This window comes from Algoriphagus machipongonensis (genome assembly GCF_000166275.1).
In the GTDB taxonomy this organism is placed as follows: Bacteria; Bacteroidota; Bacteroidia; order Cytophagales; family Cyclobacteriaceae; genus Algoriphagus; species Algoriphagus machipongonensis.
Window position 1 is genome coordinate 778,900 of sequence record NZ_CM001023.1, and the last position, 18,781, is coordinate 797,680.

16 protein-coding genes are annotated in these 18,781 nt (G+C 39.2%); 9 read left to right on the plus strand and 7 right to left on the minus strand.

Going from position 1 to position 18,781, the window contains the following annotated elements:
* Positions 1–180: 180 nt before the first annotated feature.
* Together ALPR1_RS03300 and ALPR1_RS03305 are read left to right on the plus strand one after the other, a co-directional pair.
* On the plus strand, positions 181–2,625 hold the full coding sequence (locus tag ALPR1_RS03300; protein WP_008198400.1) for a TonB-dependent receptor domain-containing protein: 2,445 nt from the start codon (positions 181–183) through the stop codon (positions 2,623–2,625).
* Between the two features lie 21 nt (positions 2,626–2,646).
* Positions 2,647–3,363 carry a DNA alkylation repair protein gene (locus ALPR1_RS03305; RefSeq protein ID WP_008198401.1) on the plus strand — a complete coding sequence of 239 codons (717 nt, stop codon included), beginning with the start codon at positions 2,647–2,649 and terminating at the stop codon, positions 3,361–3,363.
* A gap of 612 nt (positions 3,364–3,975) precedes the next feature.
* Here the strand turns inward: ALPR1_RS03305 and ALPR1_RS03310 are convergent.
* The 3 genes from ALPR1_RS03310 to ALPR1_RS03320 all read right to left on the minus strand — a co-directional run bounded on the left by ALPR1_RS03310 (position 3,976) and on the right by ALPR1_RS03320 (position 7,492).
* Positions 3,976–5,886 carry an ABC-F family ATP-binding cassette domain-containing protein gene (locus ALPR1_RS03310; RefSeq protein ID WP_008198402.1) on the minus strand — a complete coding sequence of 637 codons (1,911 nt, stop codon included), beginning with the start codon at positions 5,884–5,886 and terminating at the stop codon, positions 3,976–3,978.
* Positions 5,887–6,032: 146 nt separating this feature from the next.
* On the minus strand, positions 6,033–7,226 hold the full coding sequence (locus ALPR1_RS03315; protein ID WP_008198403.1) for a 6-bladed beta-propeller: 1,194 nt from the start codon (positions 7,224–7,226) through the stop codon (positions 6,033–6,035).
* A 50-nt stretch (positions 7,227–7,276) separates the two neighbouring features.
* The gene (locus tag ALPR1_RS03320; protein WP_008198405.1) at positions 7,277–7,492 is read right to left on the minus strand and encodes a hypothetical protein; all 216 of its coding nucleotides are present in this window, start codon (positions 7,490–7,492) and stop codon (positions 7,277–7,279) included.
* Between the two features lie 172 nt (positions 7,493–7,664).
* Here ALPR1_RS03320 and ALPR1_RS03325 point away from each other — a divergent pair, with 172 nt between their 5' ends.
* From ALPR1_RS03325 to ALPR1_RS03335, 3 genes are all read left to right on the plus strand, one after another.
* The gene (locus ALPR1_RS03325; protein ID WP_008198406.1) at positions 7,665–8,150 is read left to right on the plus strand and encodes a peptide deformylase; all 486 of its coding nucleotides are present in this window, start codon (positions 7,665–7,667) and stop codon (positions 8,148–8,150) included.
* A 149-nt stretch (positions 8,151–8,299) separates the two neighbouring features.
* Complete coding sequence (gene carB, locus ALPR1_RS03330; RefSeq protein ID WP_008198408.1) at positions 8,300–11,119, plus strand: carbamoyl-phosphate synthase large subunit; 2,820 nt, start codon at positions 8,300–8,302, stop codon at positions 11,117–11,119.
* A gap of 25 nt (positions 11,120–11,144) precedes the next feature.
* Complete coding sequence (locus ALPR1_RS03335) at positions 11,145–11,402, plus strand: DUF4834 family protein (RefSeq protein ID WP_008198410.1); 258 nt, start codon at positions 11,145–11,147, stop codon at positions 11,400–11,402.
* 116 nt (positions 11,403–11,518) lie between these two features.
* On the opposite strand, the gene ALPR1_RS03340 is transcribed toward ALPR1_RS03335, so the two are convergent.
* A complete protein-coding gene (locus ALPR1_RS03340) occupies positions 11,519–12,703 on the minus strand; it encodes a class I SAM-dependent methyltransferase (RefSeq protein WP_008198412.1) in 1,185 nt (394 codons plus the stop codon).
* Positions 12,703–13,692 carry an aspartate-semialdehyde dehydrogenase gene (locus ALPR1_RS03345; protein WP_008198414.1) on the minus strand — a complete coding sequence of 330 codons (990 nt, stop codon included), beginning with the start codon at positions 13,690–13,692 and terminating at the stop codon, positions 12,703–12,705. Before ALPR1_RS03345 ends, ALPR1_RS03340 begins: the two co-directional genes overlap by 1 nt.
* 174 nt (positions 13,693–13,866) lie before the next feature.
* On the opposite strand from ALPR1_RS03345, the gene ALPR1_RS03350 reads away from it, so the two are divergent.
* From ALPR1_RS03350 to scpB, 4 genes are all read left to right on the plus strand, one after another.
* On the plus strand, positions 13,867–16,392 hold the full coding sequence (locus ALPR1_RS03350) for a lamin tail domain-containing protein (RefSeq protein ID WP_040302514.1): 2,526 nt from the start codon (positions 13,867–13,869) through the stop codon (positions 16,390–16,392).
* A gap of 67 nt (positions 16,393–16,459) precedes the next feature.
* On the plus strand, positions 16,460–16,630 hold the full coding sequence (locus tag ALPR1_RS20790; protein WP_153231763.1) for a hypothetical protein: 171 nt from the start codon (positions 16,460–16,462) through the stop codon (positions 16,628–16,630).
* Positions 16,631–16,866: 236 nt separating this feature from the next.
* Positions 16,867–17,250 carry a TraR/DksA family transcriptional regulator gene (locus tag ALPR1_RS03355; protein ID WP_008198417.1) on the plus strand — a complete coding sequence of 128 codons (384 nt, stop codon included), beginning with the start codon at positions 16,867–16,869 and terminating at the stop codon, positions 17,248–17,250.
* A gap of 2 nt (positions 17,251–17,252) precedes the next feature.
* Complete coding sequence (scpB, locus tag ALPR1_RS03360; protein WP_083796120.1) at positions 17,253–17,813, plus strand: SMC-Scp complex subunit ScpB; 561 nt, start codon at positions 17,253–17,255, stop codon at positions 17,811–17,813.
* A gap of 16 nt (positions 17,814–17,829) precedes the next feature.
* Here the strand turns inward: scpB and ALPR1_RS03365 are convergent, their stop codons facing one another.
* Together ALPR1_RS03365 and ALPR1_RS03370 are read right to left on the minus strand one after the other, a co-directional pair.
* Positions 17,830–18,453: a SprT-like domain-containing protein gene (locus ALPR1_RS03365; RefSeq protein ID WP_008198420.1), complete on the minus strand. Its 624-nt coding sequence runs from the start codon at positions 18,451–18,453 to the stop codon at positions 17,830–17,832.
* Between the two features lie 64 nt (positions 18,454–18,517).
* Positions 18,518–18,715 (minus strand): hypothetical protein, encoded by a 198-nt coding sequence (locus tag ALPR1_RS03370; protein ID WP_008198421.1) that lies wholly within the window; start codon positions 18,713–18,715, stop codon positions 18,518–18,520.
* Positions 18,716–18,781: the final 66 nt, after the last annotated feature.

Here is an 18,781-nt window from a genome sequence, read left to right on the forward strand (position 1 = left end):
CCGTTCACATTGATTTTAGTTTATTCATCAGCAGATAATTCCAGCTAGCAAGTAATTCCGGAAAAGTAAACATTGCCTTGTGATCACAGGTTTAATATAAAAGGTAGTTGGTGAAACCTGTTGATTGTTAAACCTTTACCTTTTTTTAAGTCCAACTCATACTTCCAACACAAAAAAATTATGCTACGCGGTTTAACGCTTTATTCTTTGGCTTTACTGTTTTGCCTTTTTTCCACCATCGAACTTCTTGCCCAAGAGACTAGATTAAGAGGGAAAGTGGTTGATGGAGGCAAAGAAACCCCTTTAGAGTTTGCAAATGTCGCACTTCTAAATCAATCAGATTCTACTTTGGTTACTGGAGGAATGACAGATCTAGATGGTCAATTCGATTTTAATGTGGCTTCGGGAAGCTATATTTTTCGAGTGGGGTTCATTGGCTATTTAGAATACTTCGAAAATATCAATTTAGGGGAAAAGAAGAATGTCAATTTTGGAACGATAACCCTAGCTCCAGATGCTCAAAACCTAGATGAAGTAGTGGTAGAGGGAGTGACTTCTATGTTTGAATCAGACATTGACAAAAGATCCTATAATGTAGAAAATAGTATTGTCGCAGAAGGAGCAACAGCTTCCCAGTTGCTAAGTACTTTACCTTCTATCCAAGTGGATGAAGAAGGTGGAATTACTATGCGCGGTAGTGGAAATATATTGATTTATATTAATGGCCGTCCTTCCAATCTGTCAGGTGATGATGCGGAAAGCATTCTCTCTCAGTTTCCAGCTAATAGCATCAAATCCGTGGAGTTGATTACTAACCCATCCTCAAGATATGATGCTACGGGTGTGGGCGGTATCATCAATATCATTTTAAGAAAAAATGAAAACTTAGGCTTTAATGGACAAGTCAATGCTTCCATTGGTACAAGGGATAAATATCAAGCAGGAATCAACCTGAACTATGGAACTGATAAAGCAAATTTTTATGCTTCTTATAATTGGCAAAATAGATGGCAAAAAGAGTGGGGTTCAGGTACAAGAAGCACCAATTTGCCTAATTTCTCTCCTTCTTTAAATCAAGATCAAGATGGATATGAGAAAGAAAAAACACACTTAATTAGAGCTGGAGTAGATTATAATGTTTCTGACAATGGGACCTTGGGAGTATACTTTCAGGGGAATTTTGATGACGAAGTAGAGTTCGCTCAAATTGATCAGGATAACATTAGTAGTACAGGCTCCTTGGATTCCAGTTTTGTTAGAATAAACAATGAGTTGAGCAATAGTGCCAACTATGAAGGTGGAATTAATTATACCTGGAACATAGATTCTTTAGGGCAAAAACTTTACACCTCTCTTTCTTACGCCTATGACAATAGAACCCAAGTAGAATACTATGATCAGGATTTTTTCACTTCTGAGGGTACTTCTGATCCTACGAAACGCCTAAGTCAAGTAAACGATAGACCAAGAGAAAGTCACCTTTTTGTTGGGCAGATGGATTATGAAAAACCATTTAATGAAAATGCCAGCATTGAAGCAGGATTGAAAGCTACCATGGGGGACTGGACCTGGGGTCAGCAATTCTCTCAAGGGGATGAATCTAATGGTTTTAACCCAACACCTGTAGATACATTGACAGATACCTATTACTTCGATCAAAATGTTTATGCGGCCTATTTAACGTTTAGAAATAAAGCAGGGAAGTTTGGGTATCAATTAGGTTTAAGAGGTGAATACACCGAAACTTTAGGAGAAACGGAGCGCGAAATGGAAAGCATTCCTTCTGATTACCTCAATCTGTTTCCGAGTGTGTTCCTAAGCTATACTTTGGCTCCTGAGAATGAGCTGACCTTAAATTATACCAGAAGAATATCGAGACCAAGCATATGGGATTTGGCTCCCATTTATAGAGTGAGAGATCAATATAATTTGAGTATAGGGAATCCTTACCTGAAACCAGAGTTTACGGATAGCTATGAAATGGGCTATATGAAAGGCTGGGAAAGGTATTTATTAAACGCGACTGTTTATCATCGATTTAGTACCGATGTGGAGACGAGAATTACCACTTTGACGGATGATAACGTGGCTATTCAAAGCAGAGAGAATGCAGATACCAGAGCGAGTACAGGTTTTGAATTGATTAACCAGTTTCAGATTTCAAATAATTTTGATGCCACGCTGACAGGAAATTTCTTCTATTCTAAAATCAATGCAGACAATGTAGAGGGAAGGGATTTGAGCAATGAAAATTTCAGTTGGACGATCAGTCTACTGGGAAATATTTTAGTTCCGAAATGGTTTAGCATTCAACTTCAAGGAAACTATAGAGGTCCGATTGTTTTGCCTCAGGGTCAGATAGAACCTCAATACACCCTGAATGTGGGAATGCGAAAAAATATATTGGATAATAAAGCTACGATCAGTCTAAACGTGAGTGACATTTTCAATACACGAAACTTTAGAATTACCACAAACGATGAGCGGTTCACCCAATACCGAGAATTCCAGAGAGAATCGAGAATTGCCACATTGTCCTTTACTTATAGATTTGGAGGCTTCAAAGAAAAAGGAGATAGCAGAAGTCGAAGAGAAGGAGGAGATGATTTTGGAGATGATTTCTAATTCGAATGATTAAATTCGGGAATGACACTACTTGTTGAACAAATCAAAGCAGCTTTGGCGGATAAGGCTATTCCCGAAAAAGCTGCTTTTTTTCCTAGATTTTTTAAGTCTGGACCTGGGGAATATGGAGAAGGGGATAAATTTTTGGGAGTCAAAGTCCCTGAACAGCGGAAAATTGCCAAGAGTGTTTTCAAGGAGATAAGCCTTAAAGAGATCAGTACTTTGATGAAAGATCCCTATCATGAAGTGCGCTTGACTGGGGTGCTAATACTGGTCTATAAATACCAAAAAATCAAAAATGAAGAGGATCAGAAAGCTATTGTAGATTTTTATCTAGATCATCTTCCATGGGTGAATAATTGGGACCTTGTGGATAGCTCATGCCATCATATTTTAGGCCATTATTACCTGAATAGGGATAAGAGCTTGTTTTATGAATTGGCGGAAAAAGACCATTTGTGGAGTCAAAGAGTGGCCATGGTGACAAGCTATTATTGGATCAAAAGAGGAAAGTATGAAGATGCATTGATTTTAGCAGAGAAATTTATTTCACATCCGCATGATTTAATGCACAAAGCGGTAGGTTGGATGCTTCGCGAAATTGGAAATCAGGATTACGAAGTAGAATACGAGTTTTTGAAAAAACACTACCGCCAGATGCCTAGAACTGCCCTCCGCTATGCTATCGAGAAGTTTGACGAAGAGGTAAGGCATGATTTTTTGAAGGGAAGGGTTTGAAAATTTAAATCAGAAGTTTGAATTCAGAAAGTTTATCTTTTGAAAAAGACAGCTCTTCGAGCAGATATCAAGTAAGATAGCTACGCAGATAGGAAAGGGATTTATCTCGCGGAGCGTATCTCGCCGAAGGTATATCTTTATTTTTTATCTTTTTTTGAAAGACAGCGTTCGAGCAGATATCAAGTAAGGTAGCTATGCAGATAGGGTAGGGATTTATCTCGCGAAGCGTATCTCGGTGGAGGCATATCTTTATTTATATCTTTTTATGAAAGACAGCTCTTCGAGCAGATATGAAGTAAGATAGCTACGCAGATAGGAAAGGGATTTATCTCGCGAAGCGTATCTCGGTGGAGGCATATCTTTATTTATATCTTCTTGTGAAAGACAGCTCTCCGAGCAGATATGAAGTAAGATAGCTACGCAGATAGGGAAGGGGTTTATCTCGCGAAGCATATCTCGCCGCAGGCATATCTTTATTTATATCTTCTTATGAAAGACAGTTCTTCGAGCAGATATCAAGTAAGAAAGCTATGCAGATAGGGTAGGTATTTATCTCGCGAAGCGTATCTCGCCGCAGGCATATTTCACGAAGTGTATCTCCCTTTTCTAGACTTATTCAATCCCATCCAACTCACTTAATTCTAACCAAACTAATTCTAGCTCCTCCAGTTCTGCGTCAATTTCCGCAATACGATTGGACTGCTTGATCAATTCTTCATGATCATCAATTCCTGCAGAGATTTTATCCGTGATGTCAGCTTTCTCTTTTTCAAGTTTGGAAATCGAGGTATTCACCTCTTTAAACTCTTGCTTTTGTTTATAGCTTGCCTTTGCTTTTGTCTGGCTGAGCGGAGTCGAAGCCTCATTTTTTGTGTCGACAATTTTATTTTCTGGCTCTTGAATCTTTCTGCTTGAATCTTGATTCTTATTTTCCTTTTCCCATTCTCTGAATTCACTGTAGTTGCCCGGGAAGTCCTTGATTTCTCCTTCTCCCTCAAAAACAAACAAATGCTCCACCAATCTGTCCATGAAATACCGATCGTGAGATACGATGATCAAACAACCAGGAAATGTGTCCAAAAACTCCTCCAAGGTATTTAAAGTCATCAAATCCAGGTCATTCGTTGGTTCATCCAGAATCAGGAAATTCGGATTCTTAATCAGTACCATAAGCAGCTGAAGTCTTCTTCGTTCCCCTCCGCTGAGTTTTGCGATTGGAGTATGTTGCTGCTTGGGAGGGAAGCCAAATTGAGTCAAAAACTGGGAAACAGTGATCGTTGCTCCACCGGCGATGTTGACTACTTCTGCCACATCTTTGACGATGTCGATGAGACGTTTTTCCTCATCAAAGCTACTTTCTTCCTGACGGTAATATCCAAAAGCAGTGGTCTGACCTATAGAAATTTTCCCGGAATCTGGAGCCAATTGCCCAGTTATCATATTTAGGAAAGTAGTTTTTCCAGCCCCATTTGGCCCTACAATACCCACACGATCCTTCTTTCTAAAAGTATAGGAGAAGTCCCTGATGATGTTTTTGTCACCAAAAGACTTTTTCATCTTTTCGATTTCGATGATTTTGTTTCCAAGACGCTGAGTCGTTACTGTCAATTGGATATCACGTTCCTCTCGTTTCTGCGAAGCTTTTTCTTTGGTTTCTTCGAAAGCATCTACTCGGTATTTTGCTTTGGTACTTCTAGCTTTTGGTTGACGACGAATCCAGTCCAGTTCTTTCTTATAAAGACTTTTTGCTTTTTCTAGCTCAATATCCTCGATCTCCATTCGCTCAGCTTTTTTATCTAAGAAGTAGCCGTAGTTTCCGAGGTAGCGATGCACTTTCCCTTGATCAAGTTCCAGGATTTCATTGGTGACCTTTTCTAGGAAATATCTGTCGTGAGTAACCATGAATAGCGCAAGATTTGCTTTCGCTAAGTAATCCTCAAGCCATTCTATTGTTTCTAAGTCCAGGTGGTTGGTAGGCTCATCAAGAAGCAACAAATCAGGTTTTTCTAGAATAGCTTTCGCCAAAGCCACTCGTTTACGCTGACCACCGGAAAGTGTTCCTACCGGAAGGTCGGTGTCATGAAGGCCTAATTTGCCAAGTACTTCTTTTACCTGATATTCAAAATCCCAGGCTTGGAAGGCATCCATTTTCTCGAAAAGTGTAGCCATTTGATCGGAGTTGTCAATACCGCGTTCTGCTTCCAACATGGCCTTATGATAATCTTCGATGACTTGGAGAACTTCAGAATTACTTTGATCAAAGATCGTTTGATAGATGCTTAGGCTTCCTTCAAAAACGGGGTTTTGATGTACATAAGCCACTTTTACCTGCTGGTTGATTCCTACCTGACCTGTATCAGGAATCTCCAGGCCCATGATGATTTTCATCAGCGTGGATTTGCCCGCACCATTGATGCCGACCAAGGCAATTTTCTGACCTTGGGAAATGCCAAAAGAGATATTGGAAAAAAGCTTGCGTTCCCCGAACGCTTTACTGAGGTTTTCGACCGAAAGGTAATTCATGCCGCAAAAGTAAGGAAAAGAAGGGCAAGAAATGTGAATATTTAAATCATGTTTATTTCGGCTAGAGGCTTAGTACCTCTATTTGAAATTGAATCGGCTCAAAATTGTAGAGAAGTAAGCGTTATCTTGTGGCCAGAGGTCTTGTTTTATCTTGCTTTAAGTTTTAAAATATATGGATTTTCGTAGTTATCAAACTGGTCTATGATCTTCTTAATAAGAGGATTCTCTAACATAAATTGATCATAATTGGGATCATCCTGTAATTTTTCTGCTTCAGATTTAATAGCATAGGGATCAACGCTGAAATATAAAAACTCACCGTCAGAATCTATTGGCATATTGATCAAAAATGAGGAAAGTTTACTAAATCCTTCACCGTACTGATTTTTCCAGTTGGCAATAATTTTGGTGGATTTATTTTTTATGCTGTACACCGCTGAAATCGGCTTCCCTTCATAAAAAAATCTAAAGAAAATGTTGCCCTCTGAAAAGTAAATGCTATTAATAAGATCTACGAATCCATTTTTTTCTAATTCTTGTCCAAACTCCATAATATCCTTGAAATCCTGAGAAAATATTTCAGATGGAATCCGATTTGGACCAAAATTAAGTAAGTAGGTTGGGTATAAATTATCATTTTCTATGGAATAGATCGTATCATTGTAGGTATGGAAGAATAACAAGCTTTTATTATAAGCAATAAAGTTATTTGGCTCAATTACGTTTAGGTAATTCCTTTCATCTCCAAGTGGAAAATACGTATTCAGTTTCTTGTCATTTTGATAGTCCACCACCACTAGTCGACCGCCATCACCATCAAAAAATGTCCCACCGTAAATCCAGTATTTGTTTTCTTGGGGATAAAAAGAGGAAGCTAATCTTAAAAATTTATTTTTCCATTCATTCTTTGCTACGCCATTTTTGTCGTAACGAATTATTTTGCCTTGATCAGAATCCAAAATCTCAACTAAGGACAGATATGGATTCCAATGAATGTCACTGAGTTTTTGATATTCCAGTGGGCCATACCCTTGGGATTGGATGACATTATTTAAATTCCCTTCAAGATCAGTAATCAGAACAATTGAAGATGTCAAAATCCATAGATTATCTTCTATCTTTTTAATTTTATTAATCTTTGATATTGGGAAATTTTGCGAATTCTTAATAGTTAATAAGTCAACTACTTCAAAAATCTCGTCAAAAGCATAAGTAGTTTTATTTTCTACTTGGACAGGTATTTTTTGAATCACTTGATTTGAGATCTTGCTTTTTTTGTCCGAGCAAGAGAAAAGGATAGGTATATATAATAGGAAAAGGGTCTTTTTTAATAATTTCATATTTTAGTATTAATAAGATGGAAAGGGGTAACCCTCTCCATCTATTCAGATTAATCAGAACACTCTACACCAGTGCATGAGTTTAACTGGTTAGTTGTTTCAATGCAACAATACTCTCCAGTTTCTAAATTTCTAGCTCTTGCATAATAGGCTTCGTTTTGACAGTTACCATCTGGACAAGGGTCTTCCGTCGCCATTGTATTCTGTGGACCAAAGTAGGCGAAGCTTAAAGCAAACAATCCAATTCCTAAAATTACTTTTTTCATAACCGTTAAAATTTATGGTTAAAATCATAATCCCCTTGGCCAAGAGCTGCTAACCGACTGATTAGTTAATCGCAACATATTATTATTATTATGCAAACATTTGGACGAATAAGATAGGTTATTGACTAAATATACATTATATAGGGCGTGAAATGCTAATTTATCAGGTGATATGAAAACCATCCATGACATCCTCAAACTCGGAGACCCTAGGTTATACGAAGTTTGTGATCCAGTTTTAAAGTCAGAGTTGGAGCAAGTGCCAATTTGGACTCAGCAGCTACATGAGGCCATGGAGGATATCCGAAAAGCCTATGGGTTTGGTAGAGGAATCGCTGCTCCTCAATTGGGAATCATGAAACGGATGTTTTACCTAAATCTGGATAAACCCTATATCATTCTTAATCCAGAACTAAAAAATCCAAGTGAGGAAATGTTTGAATTATGGGATGATTGCATGAGTTTTCCTAAGCTATTGGTAAAAGTGAGGAGGCATCAATCGCTTACTTTGTCCTATAGAGATCAAAATTGGACGCTTCAAGAATGGAAAGTTTCAGGAGAAAATTCCGAGTTAATTCAGCACGAATATGATCATTTGGACGGTGTGTTATGCACGATGCGTGCGATAGATCAGAAAAGCTTTCGTTGGAAAGAATGATTAGGTAGGTCCATTTATTTTGTTTGAGTAGGTTGAATTGAGGGGGCTTTTCCATTTTAATCAGAATTTCCCCTTCCTCTTCGGGATTTTTTTCTAATTTTGCCCCAATTTGGACGTAAGTAATTTCATCTCTCTATTCCCCTTTTGTAATGCCAAAAGAAAGTAGCATCAAGCACGTACTCATCATCGGTTCTGGTCCCATTGTCATAGGTCAAGCTTGCGAGTTTGACTATTCAGGTTCTCAGGCCGCCAGGTCTCTTCGTGAAGAAGGGATCACCGTGACATTGATCAATTCAAACCCTGCCACGATCATGACAGATCCAGTGACAGCAGACCATGTGTATTTGCTTCCATTGGAGAAAAAATCCATCGTGAAAATCCTCACTGAACATCCTGACATTGATGCAGTCTTACCTACTATGGGAGGACAGACAGCATTGAACTTAGCGATTGATTGTGATAAAGCCGGTATCTGGAAAAAATTCAATACACGCATGATTGGTGTAGATATCGACGCAATTGATACCGCAGAAGACCGGGAGAAATTCAAGGAGCTGATGAAGAAAATTGGAGTGTCTGTCTGTGAAGGTAGCACTGCAACCTCTTTTCTTCAAGGTAAAGAAATCGCTCAGGAAATTGGTTTCCCATTGATCATCAGAGCTTCCTATACATTAGGAGGTGCTGGAGGTGCCTTTGTGGAAAAAGCAGAGGACTTTGAAAAACTCCTAAGCGCTGGTCTTCAGGCTTCGCCAGTTCATGAAGTATTGATTGAGCAGAGTATCCTGGGATGGAAAGAATACGAGCTCGAAGTGATGCGTGATAACATCGGGAACATGATCGTGATCTGTTCTATCGAAAACTTTGACCCAATGGGGGTTCACACTGGTGATTCCATTACAGTGGCACCAGCAATGACACTACCAGATACTGTTTATCAGCGCATGAGAAATTATGCGATTACGATGATGAACAGCATCGGGACTTTTGCAGGTGGTTGTAATGTTCAATTCGCCGTAAGCCCTGATAATGAAACTATCATCGGGATCGAAATTAACCCTCGAGTATCTAGATCTTCCGCTTTAGCCTCTAAAGCTACAGGGTATCCTATTGCTAAAGTGGCTGCTAAGCTAGCGATTGGCTATAATTTGGATGAACTTCCTAATTCAATCACAGGAACTACTTCAGCGTATTTTGAGCCATCCATTGACTATGTGATTGTGAAAGTTCCACGTTGGAATTTTGATAAATTCAAAGGTTCGGATAGAAGACTGGGTCTTTCTATGAAGGCTGTTGGAGAAGTGATGGGAATCGGTAGAAACTTTCAGGAAGCCCTCCAGAAAGCATGTCAGTCTCTTGAGATCAAAAGAAATGGTTTAGGAGCTGATGGGAAAGAATTGAAGGATCAGGAAAAGATTCTTTATTCTTTAGCCAACCCAAGCTGGAATCGTTTATTCCATGTTTACGATGCCTTTAAATTGGGGATCTCTTTCCGTACTATTTATGATTTGACAAAAATCGATAAGTGGTTCTTGAGACAAATTGAGGAGTTGATCCACTTAGAGCATGAAATTGATAAGTATGACATCAATAACATTCCTTATGAGATCATGGATATGGCCAAGAAAAGAGGCTATGCCGATCGTCAATTAGCTCATTTATTGGGATGCTTAGAGAGTGAAGTATTTAATAAAAGATACCATGAGATGGGTATCAAGCGAGTATACAAACTTGTAGATACCTGTGCAGCTGAATTTGAAGCGCAGACTCCATATTATTACTCTTCCTTTGGTGAAGAGAACGAATCCACTACGACAGACCGTAAGAAGGTGGTAGTCTTAGGTTCAGGGCCCAACCGTGTAGGACAAGGGATTGAATTTGATTACTCTTGTGTGCATGGGGTTTTGGCTGCCAAAGAATGTGGCTATGAAACCATCATGATCAACTGTAATCCTGAGACAGTTTCTACAGATTTTGATATCGCAGATAAATTATATTTCGAACCAGTATTCTGGGAGCATATATATGAAATCATCTTGCACGAGAAGCCAGAAGGCGTAATCGTTCAGTTAGGTGGTCAAACTGCCTTGAAGCTTGCAGAAAAGCTTGAGAAATATGGTATCAAAATCATCGGAACTAGCTTTGAGGCTTTGGATCTTGCTGAAGATAGAGGAAGATTCTCTACCTTATTGAAAGAGAATGACGTTCCTTATCCAGAATTTGGAACAGTTCATACTACCGACGAAGCATTAGAACTCTGCAAAACGATTGGCTTCCCACTATTGGTTAGACCAAGTTATGTATTAGGTGGTCAAGGCATGAAGATCGTGATCAACGAGAAGGAGCTGGAAGAGCATGTTGTGGATGTGTTGAGAGATATCCCAAATAATGAGATCCTACTCGATCACTTCTTGGAAGGTGCTATTGAAGCTGAAGCAGATGCGATTTGTGATGGAGAAAATGTGTACATCATCGGAATCATGCAGCATATTGAGCCAGCGGGTATTCACTCTGGGGATTCTTACGCAGTTCTTCCTCCCTATAATTTGGGAGACTTGGTGATTCGACAGATTGAAACTTACACTGAGAAAATTGCCCTTGCATTGAAAACTGTCGGTTTGATCAATATCCAATTTGCGATCAAAAACGACAAGGTGTATATTATTGAGGCAAACCCAAGAGCTTCTCGAACCGTACCATTTATCTGTAAGGCTTATCGTGAACCTTATGTGAATTACGCCGTAAAGGTGATGTTGGGCGAGAAAAAAGTAACCGATTTTGAATTCAATCCGGTGAAAAAGGGTTATGCTATCAAGGAACCAGTTTTCTCATTCCATAAATTCCCGAATGTAAACAAAGAATTGGGGCCTGAAATGAAGTCTACCGGTGAGGCGATTTACTTTATCGATGACTTGATGGATGATTATTTCTTGAAAATTTACTCTGAGAGAAATCTCTATTTGAGTAGGTAATTAATATAAATCAAAAAGAATAGTTTTGGTAAAATTTCTTGTAATAGTACTTGGAGTAGGCTGGCTTTTGGGCCAGCTGATCCGTTATTTTCTTCGATCAAAACTGGCCAAATTTGCGCAGCAAGTAAATGAGGTGGCTAGGGAACAGGAGCGAGAGCAAAAGCATGCTTCTCGTCCGAAAGATGAGGTGATAGTGGATTACGTTCCGAAAACTTTTAAAGAGAAATCAAAAAAAGATGTTCAAGGCGGCGATTATGTCGACTACGAAGAAGTGAAGGAGTAATCCTTCACTTTTTTTTATCTCCTAGACTGTTAAGTCTTTGCAAAGTTTTTAGAAATCATCGTTTCTGGTGTTTTCCAGCTTCTCCAGAAGCTGGACTATGGTTGCTTAATTATAGGCTATGCTAGCCTGCACCAAAAAATCTTAAAACCGCTTTGGGTTTTGGTTCCAATCAAATAATTATCTCCACCGTCTTTTAACCCTAATTTTTTCTTTAAAGCCTCAGATCCGCTGGCGTAATTTCTGGTAATTACATTCACTTTCCCTGAAGGAAATAGCTTCTTGATCTCTTTCTTTTTTGGAGAAACTTCCCTTATAACCTCAAATACCTTCCCCGGGATTTTTACTGGATACTCTTCTGAGGTATACAGATGGCTGTTGGTTTCTAACTTTTGTAAGCCAAGTCTCTGACCAAACAACTTAAAGGCTCCTGCTTTTAAAATACCGCTATGAGGCTCGATTAGAAATCTCTTAGGTTCAGAATATAGTGTTTGGGCTAATTTTTCTTCTTGTAGAGAGAATGAAAAATCAGGATACCCAAGGCCGATATCCTGAACAAGCACTTGTTGGTTTGGAGTAGCTTCGTTTTTATTCCAATGAATTAAAAGCTCCTTCACCTCATTTTTAACTGAAAGAATGGTGATTTTCTGGATGTCTTGAATTTCATTCCATGCTTGGGAAATGTCTAGCATTGGAGAATATTTCAGGATAATTTGGGATGATTTTTCTTTTAGTACCTCCCATTCTGAAACTAAGTCAGGTTCACAATCTTGAATTTTATAAAGTTTCTGATTCCCTTTCCCTCTACGGGCAGGATCTGCATAAATCAGGTCGAAATACTGGTTTTGTTCTTTCAAAAAAGTTAAACCATCTCCCTGATAAAACTGGAATTTCCCTGGTGCTAATATTTCGAGGTTTTGCTTTGTCAGCTTAAAAAGCTCAGGTTGATACTCGCAATAAATTCCTTGTTTAAAGTTTTTGCTCAGGTAATAGGCGTCTACCCCAAAGCCTCCTGTCAAATCTACTATCAAATTTCCTGACAAACCTTGGGCTTTGTGCCTGGCAGTTTCTTCAGAAGAGCTTTGTTCCAGGGACAGGGAAGGAGGAAAAAACAAGGCTGGGTTTTGAGTCCATTCTGGAAGCTTTTTGGAGGCTTTTTGACGGGCTGAGATTTGTTGCACCGCAGTTTTTAAGTCAAAATCAACTTTCCCGGCAAACTTTAAAAGCAAAAGTGCAGGATCTTCTCTGAGATGATCCTGCACAAATTTTTTGAGTTCAGCGCTATGAAGCTCGCTGAAATCCATTAAACCAATTGATTGGCTACTAAATATTCTGCGATCTGTACAGCATTGGTAGCTGCTCCTTTACGGAGATTGTCCGCCACAACCCACATGTTTAATGTGTTTGCTTGAGACTCATCTCTTCTTAAACGGCCCACAAAAACTTCGTCTTTCTTATGCGCATTGATGGGCATAGGGTAAACGAAATTTGCTGGATCATCCTGAAGGATAACTCCTGGAGTTTCGCTTAGAAGTTTTTTCACTTCTTCCAGATCGAAATCCTCTTTAAATTCCACATTGACTGCTTCAGAGTGACCTCCCATAGTCGGGATTCTCACAGTTGTGGCGGTTACTTTGATGGTATCATCAGAGAAGATCTTCTTGGTTTCGTTTATCATTTTCATTTCCTCCTTTGTATATCCATTTGGTTGGAATACGTCAATGTGAGGAAGGACGTTCATGTCAATCTTGTGTGGGTAGACCATTTGAGGGGTCTCTCCCGCACGTTCTGCCATCATTTGATCTACGGCAGCTTTACCGGAACCGGTCACTGACTGGTAGGTAGAAACCACTACTCTTTTGATGCCGTAGCGCTCACGAAGAGGCTCCAATGCCAAAACCATTTGAATGGTTGAACAATTTGGATTGGCAATGATTTTATCGTCTTTGCTTAGTTCTTTTCCGTTGATTTCAGGGACTACCAGTTTTTTTGTTGGATCCATTCTCCAGGCAGAAGAATTGTCTACCACGATGGTTCCAGCTTCCGCAAACTTAGGTGCCCATTCCATAGAAGTGCTTCCTCCTGCGGAAAAGATGGCGATTTCTGGTTTCAATGAAACTGCCTGATCCAGGCCGATGACAGTGTAAGGTTTACCCTTATACTCGATCTGTTTACCTACAGAGCGCTCGGAAGCGACTAATAGAAGTTCGTCAAAAGGGAAGTTGTGCTCGTCCAGCACCTCTAGAATTTCGGAGCCTACTAATCCTGTAGCTCCTACCACTGCTAATTTCATCAGACTGGTTATTTTATAGATAATATTATTTTGGATTGCAAAAGTAAGGTCTATCCATTCATTTTCAGGATATTCTCCTAAAATTTTTTCATGTTCAGCTATAAAATTCCATTTTTCATCTACTAACGATTTGGTTTAAAATTCTTATATTAAAGAATACTTTTTAGGTAATACATGGTTGGATTAGTTGATTTTTTCTGGAAACTTCGGTTTTTGGCCTTTTTTGTTTGGTTTGAAATGGCTGCTTTGCCCTTATTTTCTCAGGGTCAGGATTTCGAAAGCCAGTTTTTAATTCAAAGTTACCCTGAAGAATTTCTCCCTGGTTGGTATGCCAATGAACTTAGGGAAAGCAATTCTCGAGTGTTTCAGTATCCCGGTTTTGGAATAGGAGGTAGTAATGCGATTGCAATGCAGCCTATTTCTAGTTTCGATGGTGAATTGATAGTGAAACTTGAGCCTAGCCAATACGAAAGCCCAAGTTTAGTATTTTGGGCGAGGTCGATGAAAAATGGATCTGGAGACCGCGCGGCAGTAGTAGAGTTTTCATGGGCAGACAAAATTGATGGGGATTATTCCGAAAAGCGGCTTTTAGGTAATGAGGATGAGTTTGGGAATGTGGATCAGGAATTTCGGAAATTTGAATTGGAACTTCCGGAGGAAACTAAAAACCTTGATTTACTATTTTTAAAAATCACAGTGTCTTATGGCGCTGGTTCCGGTACCTGCGCAAGATGGATGATGGATGACTTTGAATTTGGGGATCAAGTAAAAGACTTGACTCCACCAAGTATAACTCGTGTTCGTGGCTATGAAGAGCATGTGGTGGAAATTCAGTTTTCTGAAAGGCTTGACCCTGTGTTTTCTCAATTTCTATTAAACTACAGGTTAGATGAGGAGGTGCCTGAGGAAGTTAGTGTTCTGAATGATTCTTTGGTTTACTTAAGCTTTCCCAAACCACTTTCTTTTAAAGAATTTCAATTGAAGGTAAATCAAATACCTGATTTGGAAGGAAACTTCCTTTCCGACACCACATTGGTTTTTGAGTTTTCTGACCCGACTAATATTCCTTATAAAAATCTAATCATCAACGAACTCATGCCAGCACCTAAGCCAGACATGGACTTTCCGAATGTTGAGTTTGTGGAATTGTTTAACGCAGGTGATCATAAAATTAGGCTGGAAGGTGTGAGTTTATCTACCAGTAAAACAGAAGTTCAACTTCCTGAATATTGGATGGAGCCTGGGGCTTATTTAATCCTTTTTCCCCAGAATAAATTGGAGGAAATGAAAGATTATGCTCCTTTTCTCGCTTTAAACTTTTGGCCAACACTTTTGAACTCTGGGGAACGGATAATTCTCCAAAATGACCGAGGGGAGCTAGTGGACCAATTAGAGTATTCCAGTAGCTCTTGGGGGTCTAATGAACTGGCTACAGGAGGATATAGCTTGGAGGTAGTCAATCCTTTTTTGAGTTGCGAACAGACGGGCTTTTTAAAAGCATCAATAGACCCATTGAGAGCAAGTCCTGGAAGGGAGAATTCGGTTTTAGATCTAAGTCCTGATACTATTTCTCCCGTCTTAGTACATGCGGCATTTTTGGATTCTCTGCAGATTCTGTTAAGATTTTCAGAACCGATAGTACAGCTTGATTCCCTTGACAGCATTCATTTTACTCCGCAGCTAAAAGTAGAAACTGTGAAACAGGTGGAGTCAAATGCAATTCTAATTGAGCTTTTGGAACCGGCTAAGCCTTCTCAAAAATATCAGCTTTCAATAGGTCAATTTGCTATGGACTGTGCAGGTAATTTATTGGAAAGCTCAGGTTCAACGCAGCTTATTTTGCCTGAAGAGGCTCAGATGGGAGATATTAAAATTAATGAGCTTCTTTTTAATCCTAAGAGTGGAAGGCCAAAATTCGTGGAGTTGTACAATGATTCAGATAAGTATTTGGAGGTAGGGGCTTTGAAACTTGGCAATCTGGATGATACCAATATGCCAGGTCAATTAAAGTTCATTGCAGAATCTGGTTTAATATTAGGGCCTCATGAATACTTTGCTGTGACAACTGATGCTTTGAAACTTAAAAGTGATTTTCCTCAATCTCCTTCCTCCCAATTTTATCAGATAGCCTCTTTGCCCAGCTATCCTATTTCAGGGGGTGCAGTGGTGTTGCTATCAGATAAGGATGAGATTTATGAAGTCTTTGTATATGACGAAGACCTTCATCATCCACTGCTTCGAGATCCTAAAGGAGTTTCCTTGGAAAGAGTTTCTACTGACTCCCCTTCAGACTTAGATTACAATTGGCATTCAGCAGCTTCAAATGAAGATTTTGGTACACCTGGCAAAAGGAATTCCAATACGCGGGAGGAGAGTTTGGAATTGGATATGATCCTGATTAGTCCTGAAGTTTTTGATCCAGAGGGAAGTAATGGTAATACGTTTACCACTATCTCCTATCAGTTAGATCAAAGTGGTTGGATGGGGACATTTGAGATTTATGATATAGCGGGAAGGCTGGTGACCATGCTGGATAATAATGGGCTATTGGGGTTGAAAGGAATGTATACTTGGACGGGTACAAATGATTCTGGGCAAAAAGTTAGGCCGGGATATTATATTCTCAGAGTTAAACTCTTTGATTTACAGGGCGAAGTTATTGAGTTGAAGAAAACGATTGTTGTGGGGACTCATTTTTGACTTTATTAAAAAAATCCTATTAGTTTCTTACAAAAATTAATAAATTGTAATAACAAAACCCGGAATTATGGAAAGAGACCTTATCACCCAAGCTCTGCAAAAGATTTGCGTTCAAGAAAACAAACACCTTCGGGAGGTGCAGCAATATTTGATTATGAAGTATCGAATAGATGCGGATCAACCCGTGCTTAAAAGGCGTTTAGAGAAATTATTATCTGAAGAAAAAGCTGTCGCCTGACAGCTTTTTTTGTTTAAACAGGACCTGATTTTCCTCATGATTCTTTAGTAGGTAAATGGTAAAAGCTTGATAATGAGAGCGCTCACATTGAGAGGGTTTTTAGTGCTGCTTTTTTAAGGAGTATTTTTGGTTTAATCCGATTGAATGGGCTTTGTAATTATGCCATCTAAATGTATTTTAGGGAACATTTTGGGATATTGTTCGTCCCAATACTTAATACTAAACCCAAGCGAATTATGAGTCAGGAAGGAAAAACAGCATACTCAGCAGAGGAGCTAAAAGAATTTGAAGGAATTATCCTCCAGAAATTGGCTGTAGCCAAAGAAGAATTGGGTTCGTTGAAGGAATCATTGAGCAAGAAAAATGATAGTGGTACGGATAATACAGCTTCTACGTCGAAATTACTAGAAGATGGTGCTGACACCTTGGAGAGAGAAAGCCAAAGTCAATTGGCAGCAAGGCAGCAGAAGTTCATTATCAACTTGGAAAATGCCTTGGTTCGAATTAAAAATGGGACCTATGGTGTTTGTGTGGATACAGGTAAATTGATTTCTAAGGAAAGATTAAAGGCCGTTCCGCATACCATGCATTCTATCGAGGCTAAATTAGCTAAAAAGTAGGCTTGGAGTTTCTCCACAGGCATATTGAAGCGTTGATTTTTTGCGCTCCCTCGCCCTTAGGGACGGGAGAGATAGGGAAATGCTTGACTGAAATGTTTGAGGCTGAAGTTCCCGAAGACCATATCCTTGGAGCACTCGAGGATATAAAAGTCAAGTATGACTCTGATGATTTTTCATTCACTTTAGAAAATCTGGGTGGGGGATATCAGTTTTTGACCAAACCTGCATACCAAACTAGTATTAGCATTTTGCTAAAACAACAGTCTCAAAAAAGACTGTCTACCGCACAAATGGAAACCTTGTCTATTATTGCTTACAAGCAGCCTGTTACGAAAGGTGATATTGAGCAAATTAGAGGGGTTAACTCTGACTATTCTGTTCAGAAGTTATTAGATAAGGAATTGGTAGAGGTAAAAGGTAAGTCTGAAGGGATCGGTAGACCCTTGCTTTTTGGGACTTCGGAAAAGTTTATGGAATACTTTGGGATTAATTCTATCCGTGATTTACCCCAGCCTAAAGATTTTTCCAAGCCTGATAACGAGATAGGAGAGGAAAGAGAATAAATTTTCTCTTTTTCAATTAATTTAAGGTTTGAATTTTTGCCATTTGAGCTACTAAAAACTTTTTCCCTGTTTTCACTTCAAGGCAAATTACCCTAGTTCTCTTTGTTTCTCCTTTTTCAAATTCTCTACCAGAGAGCATAAACCGGCTTCCTGGCTTTAGGTCAGAAAGGAATGTTGTTTTGATCAGAGGTTCGGCATTGTCATATTTACTGAGTTCTTTCATCAAAAATAGGTCTCCGGCTGTACTCGCTTTCGGGTTTTTCATGTGCTGCCTCAGTGGAACCAATAGGTCTAAGGGGAACACTTGTTCATTCAGGATGGGAAAAAGCAATTGCTGAAACGTGCTTTTCCATTCTTTACCATGGGGTGGTATAGAAATGCCAAACTTCATAAACGCATACAGGTGAGCTACCTCGTGAGTATAGGTGAGCAGGAACTGGTAGGGATTTAAATCTCCGTTAAGAGTGATGGTTTGAATGCTGCGATCTCTTCTATATCGGAAATCGCCCAGCTTGGTTTTTCTACTGGAAGTGATTTGAAAGTTGAAAGGCTGTTTTTGCCACAACTGGAGGCAATAAGAAATTGCTGGAGGAGGAAGGTGTTTTGATAAAATTGTTTCCAGACGGGAGGACTCAAGCATGGCGAAAAATACAAAAAAAAGCCCCGAATTATTCGGGGCTCTAATCTTTTTTGCTTCAGGTGAATTACTTCACTTCTTCAACAGTCTCCTCAATGATAACTACTTCTGTAGTGTCAGTAGTAGCTTCTTCGATGATAACTTCTTCCTCAACAGTCTCAACTGTTTCAGTTACTTCGATAGTCTCTTCTTTTACTTCTTTGTTACCGCAGGAAGTAGCGAACATTACGCCAGAGATTGCGAAAATTGCAAATACCTTTTTCATTTGTTGTGATTTTCTTAATTACCAAGCAAAGGTATTGAGGATTTATTTAATAAAACAAGAAACCGC

Excerpts from the sequence above, each read along its gene's own strand:
- ALPR1_RS03300 (WP_008198400.1), top strand. The coding sequence starts at position 181 with ATGCTACGCGGTTTAACGCTTTATTCTTTGGCTTTACTGTTTTGCCTT.
- ALPR1_RS03305 (WP_008198401.1), top strand. The coding sequence starts at position 2,647 with ATGACACTACTTGTTGAACAAATCAAAGCAGCTTTGGCGGATAAGGCT.
- ALPR1_RS03310 (WP_008198402.1), bottom strand. The coding sequence starts at position 5,886 with ATGAATTACCTTTCGGTCGAAAACCTCAGTAAAGCGTTCGGGGAACGC.
- ALPR1_RS03315 (WP_008198403.1), bottom strand. The coding sequence starts at position 7,226 with ATGAAATTATTAAAAAAGACCCTTTTCCTATTATATATACCTATCCTT.
- ALPR1_RS03320 (WP_008198405.1), bottom strand. The coding sequence starts at position 7,492 with ATGAAAAAAGTAATTTTAGGAATTGGATTGTTTGCTTTAAGCTTCGCC.
- ALPR1_RS03325 (WP_008198406.1), top strand. The coding sequence starts at position 7,665 with ATGAAAACCATCCATGACATCCTCAAACTCGGAGACCCTAGGTTATAC.
- carB (WP_008198408.1), top strand. The coding sequence starts at position 8,300 with ATGCCAAAAGAAAGTAGCATCAAGCACGTACTCATCATCGGTTCTGGT.
- ALPR1_RS03340 (WP_008198412.1), bottom strand. The coding sequence starts at position 12,703 with ATGGATTTCAGCGAGCTTCATAGCGCTGAACTCAAAAAATTTGTGCAG.
- ALPR1_RS03345 (WP_008198414.1), bottom strand. The coding sequence starts at position 13,692 with ATGAAATTAGCAGTGGTAGGAGCTACAGGATTAGTAGGCTCCGAAATT.
- ALPR1_RS03350 (WP_040302514.1), top strand. The coding sequence starts at position 13,867 with ATGGTTGGATTAGTTGATTTTTTCTGGAAACTTCGGTTTTTGGCCTTT.
- ALPR1_RS20790 (WP_153231763.1), top strand. The coding sequence starts at position 16,460 with ATGGAAAGAGACCTTATCACCCAAGCTCTGCAAAAGATTTGCGTTCAA.
- ALPR1_RS03355 (WP_008198417.1), top strand. The coding sequence starts at position 16,867 with ATGAGTCAGGAAGGAAAAACAGCATACTCAGCAGAGGAGCTAAAAGAA.
- ALPR1_RS03365 (WP_008198420.1), bottom strand. The coding sequence starts at position 18,453 with ATGCTTGAGTCCTCCCGTCTGGAAACAATTTTATCAAAACACCTTCCT.
- ALPR1_RS03370 (WP_008198421.1), bottom strand. The coding sequence starts at position 18,715 with ATGAAAAAGGTATTTGCAATTTTCGCAATCTCTGGCGTAATGTTCGCT.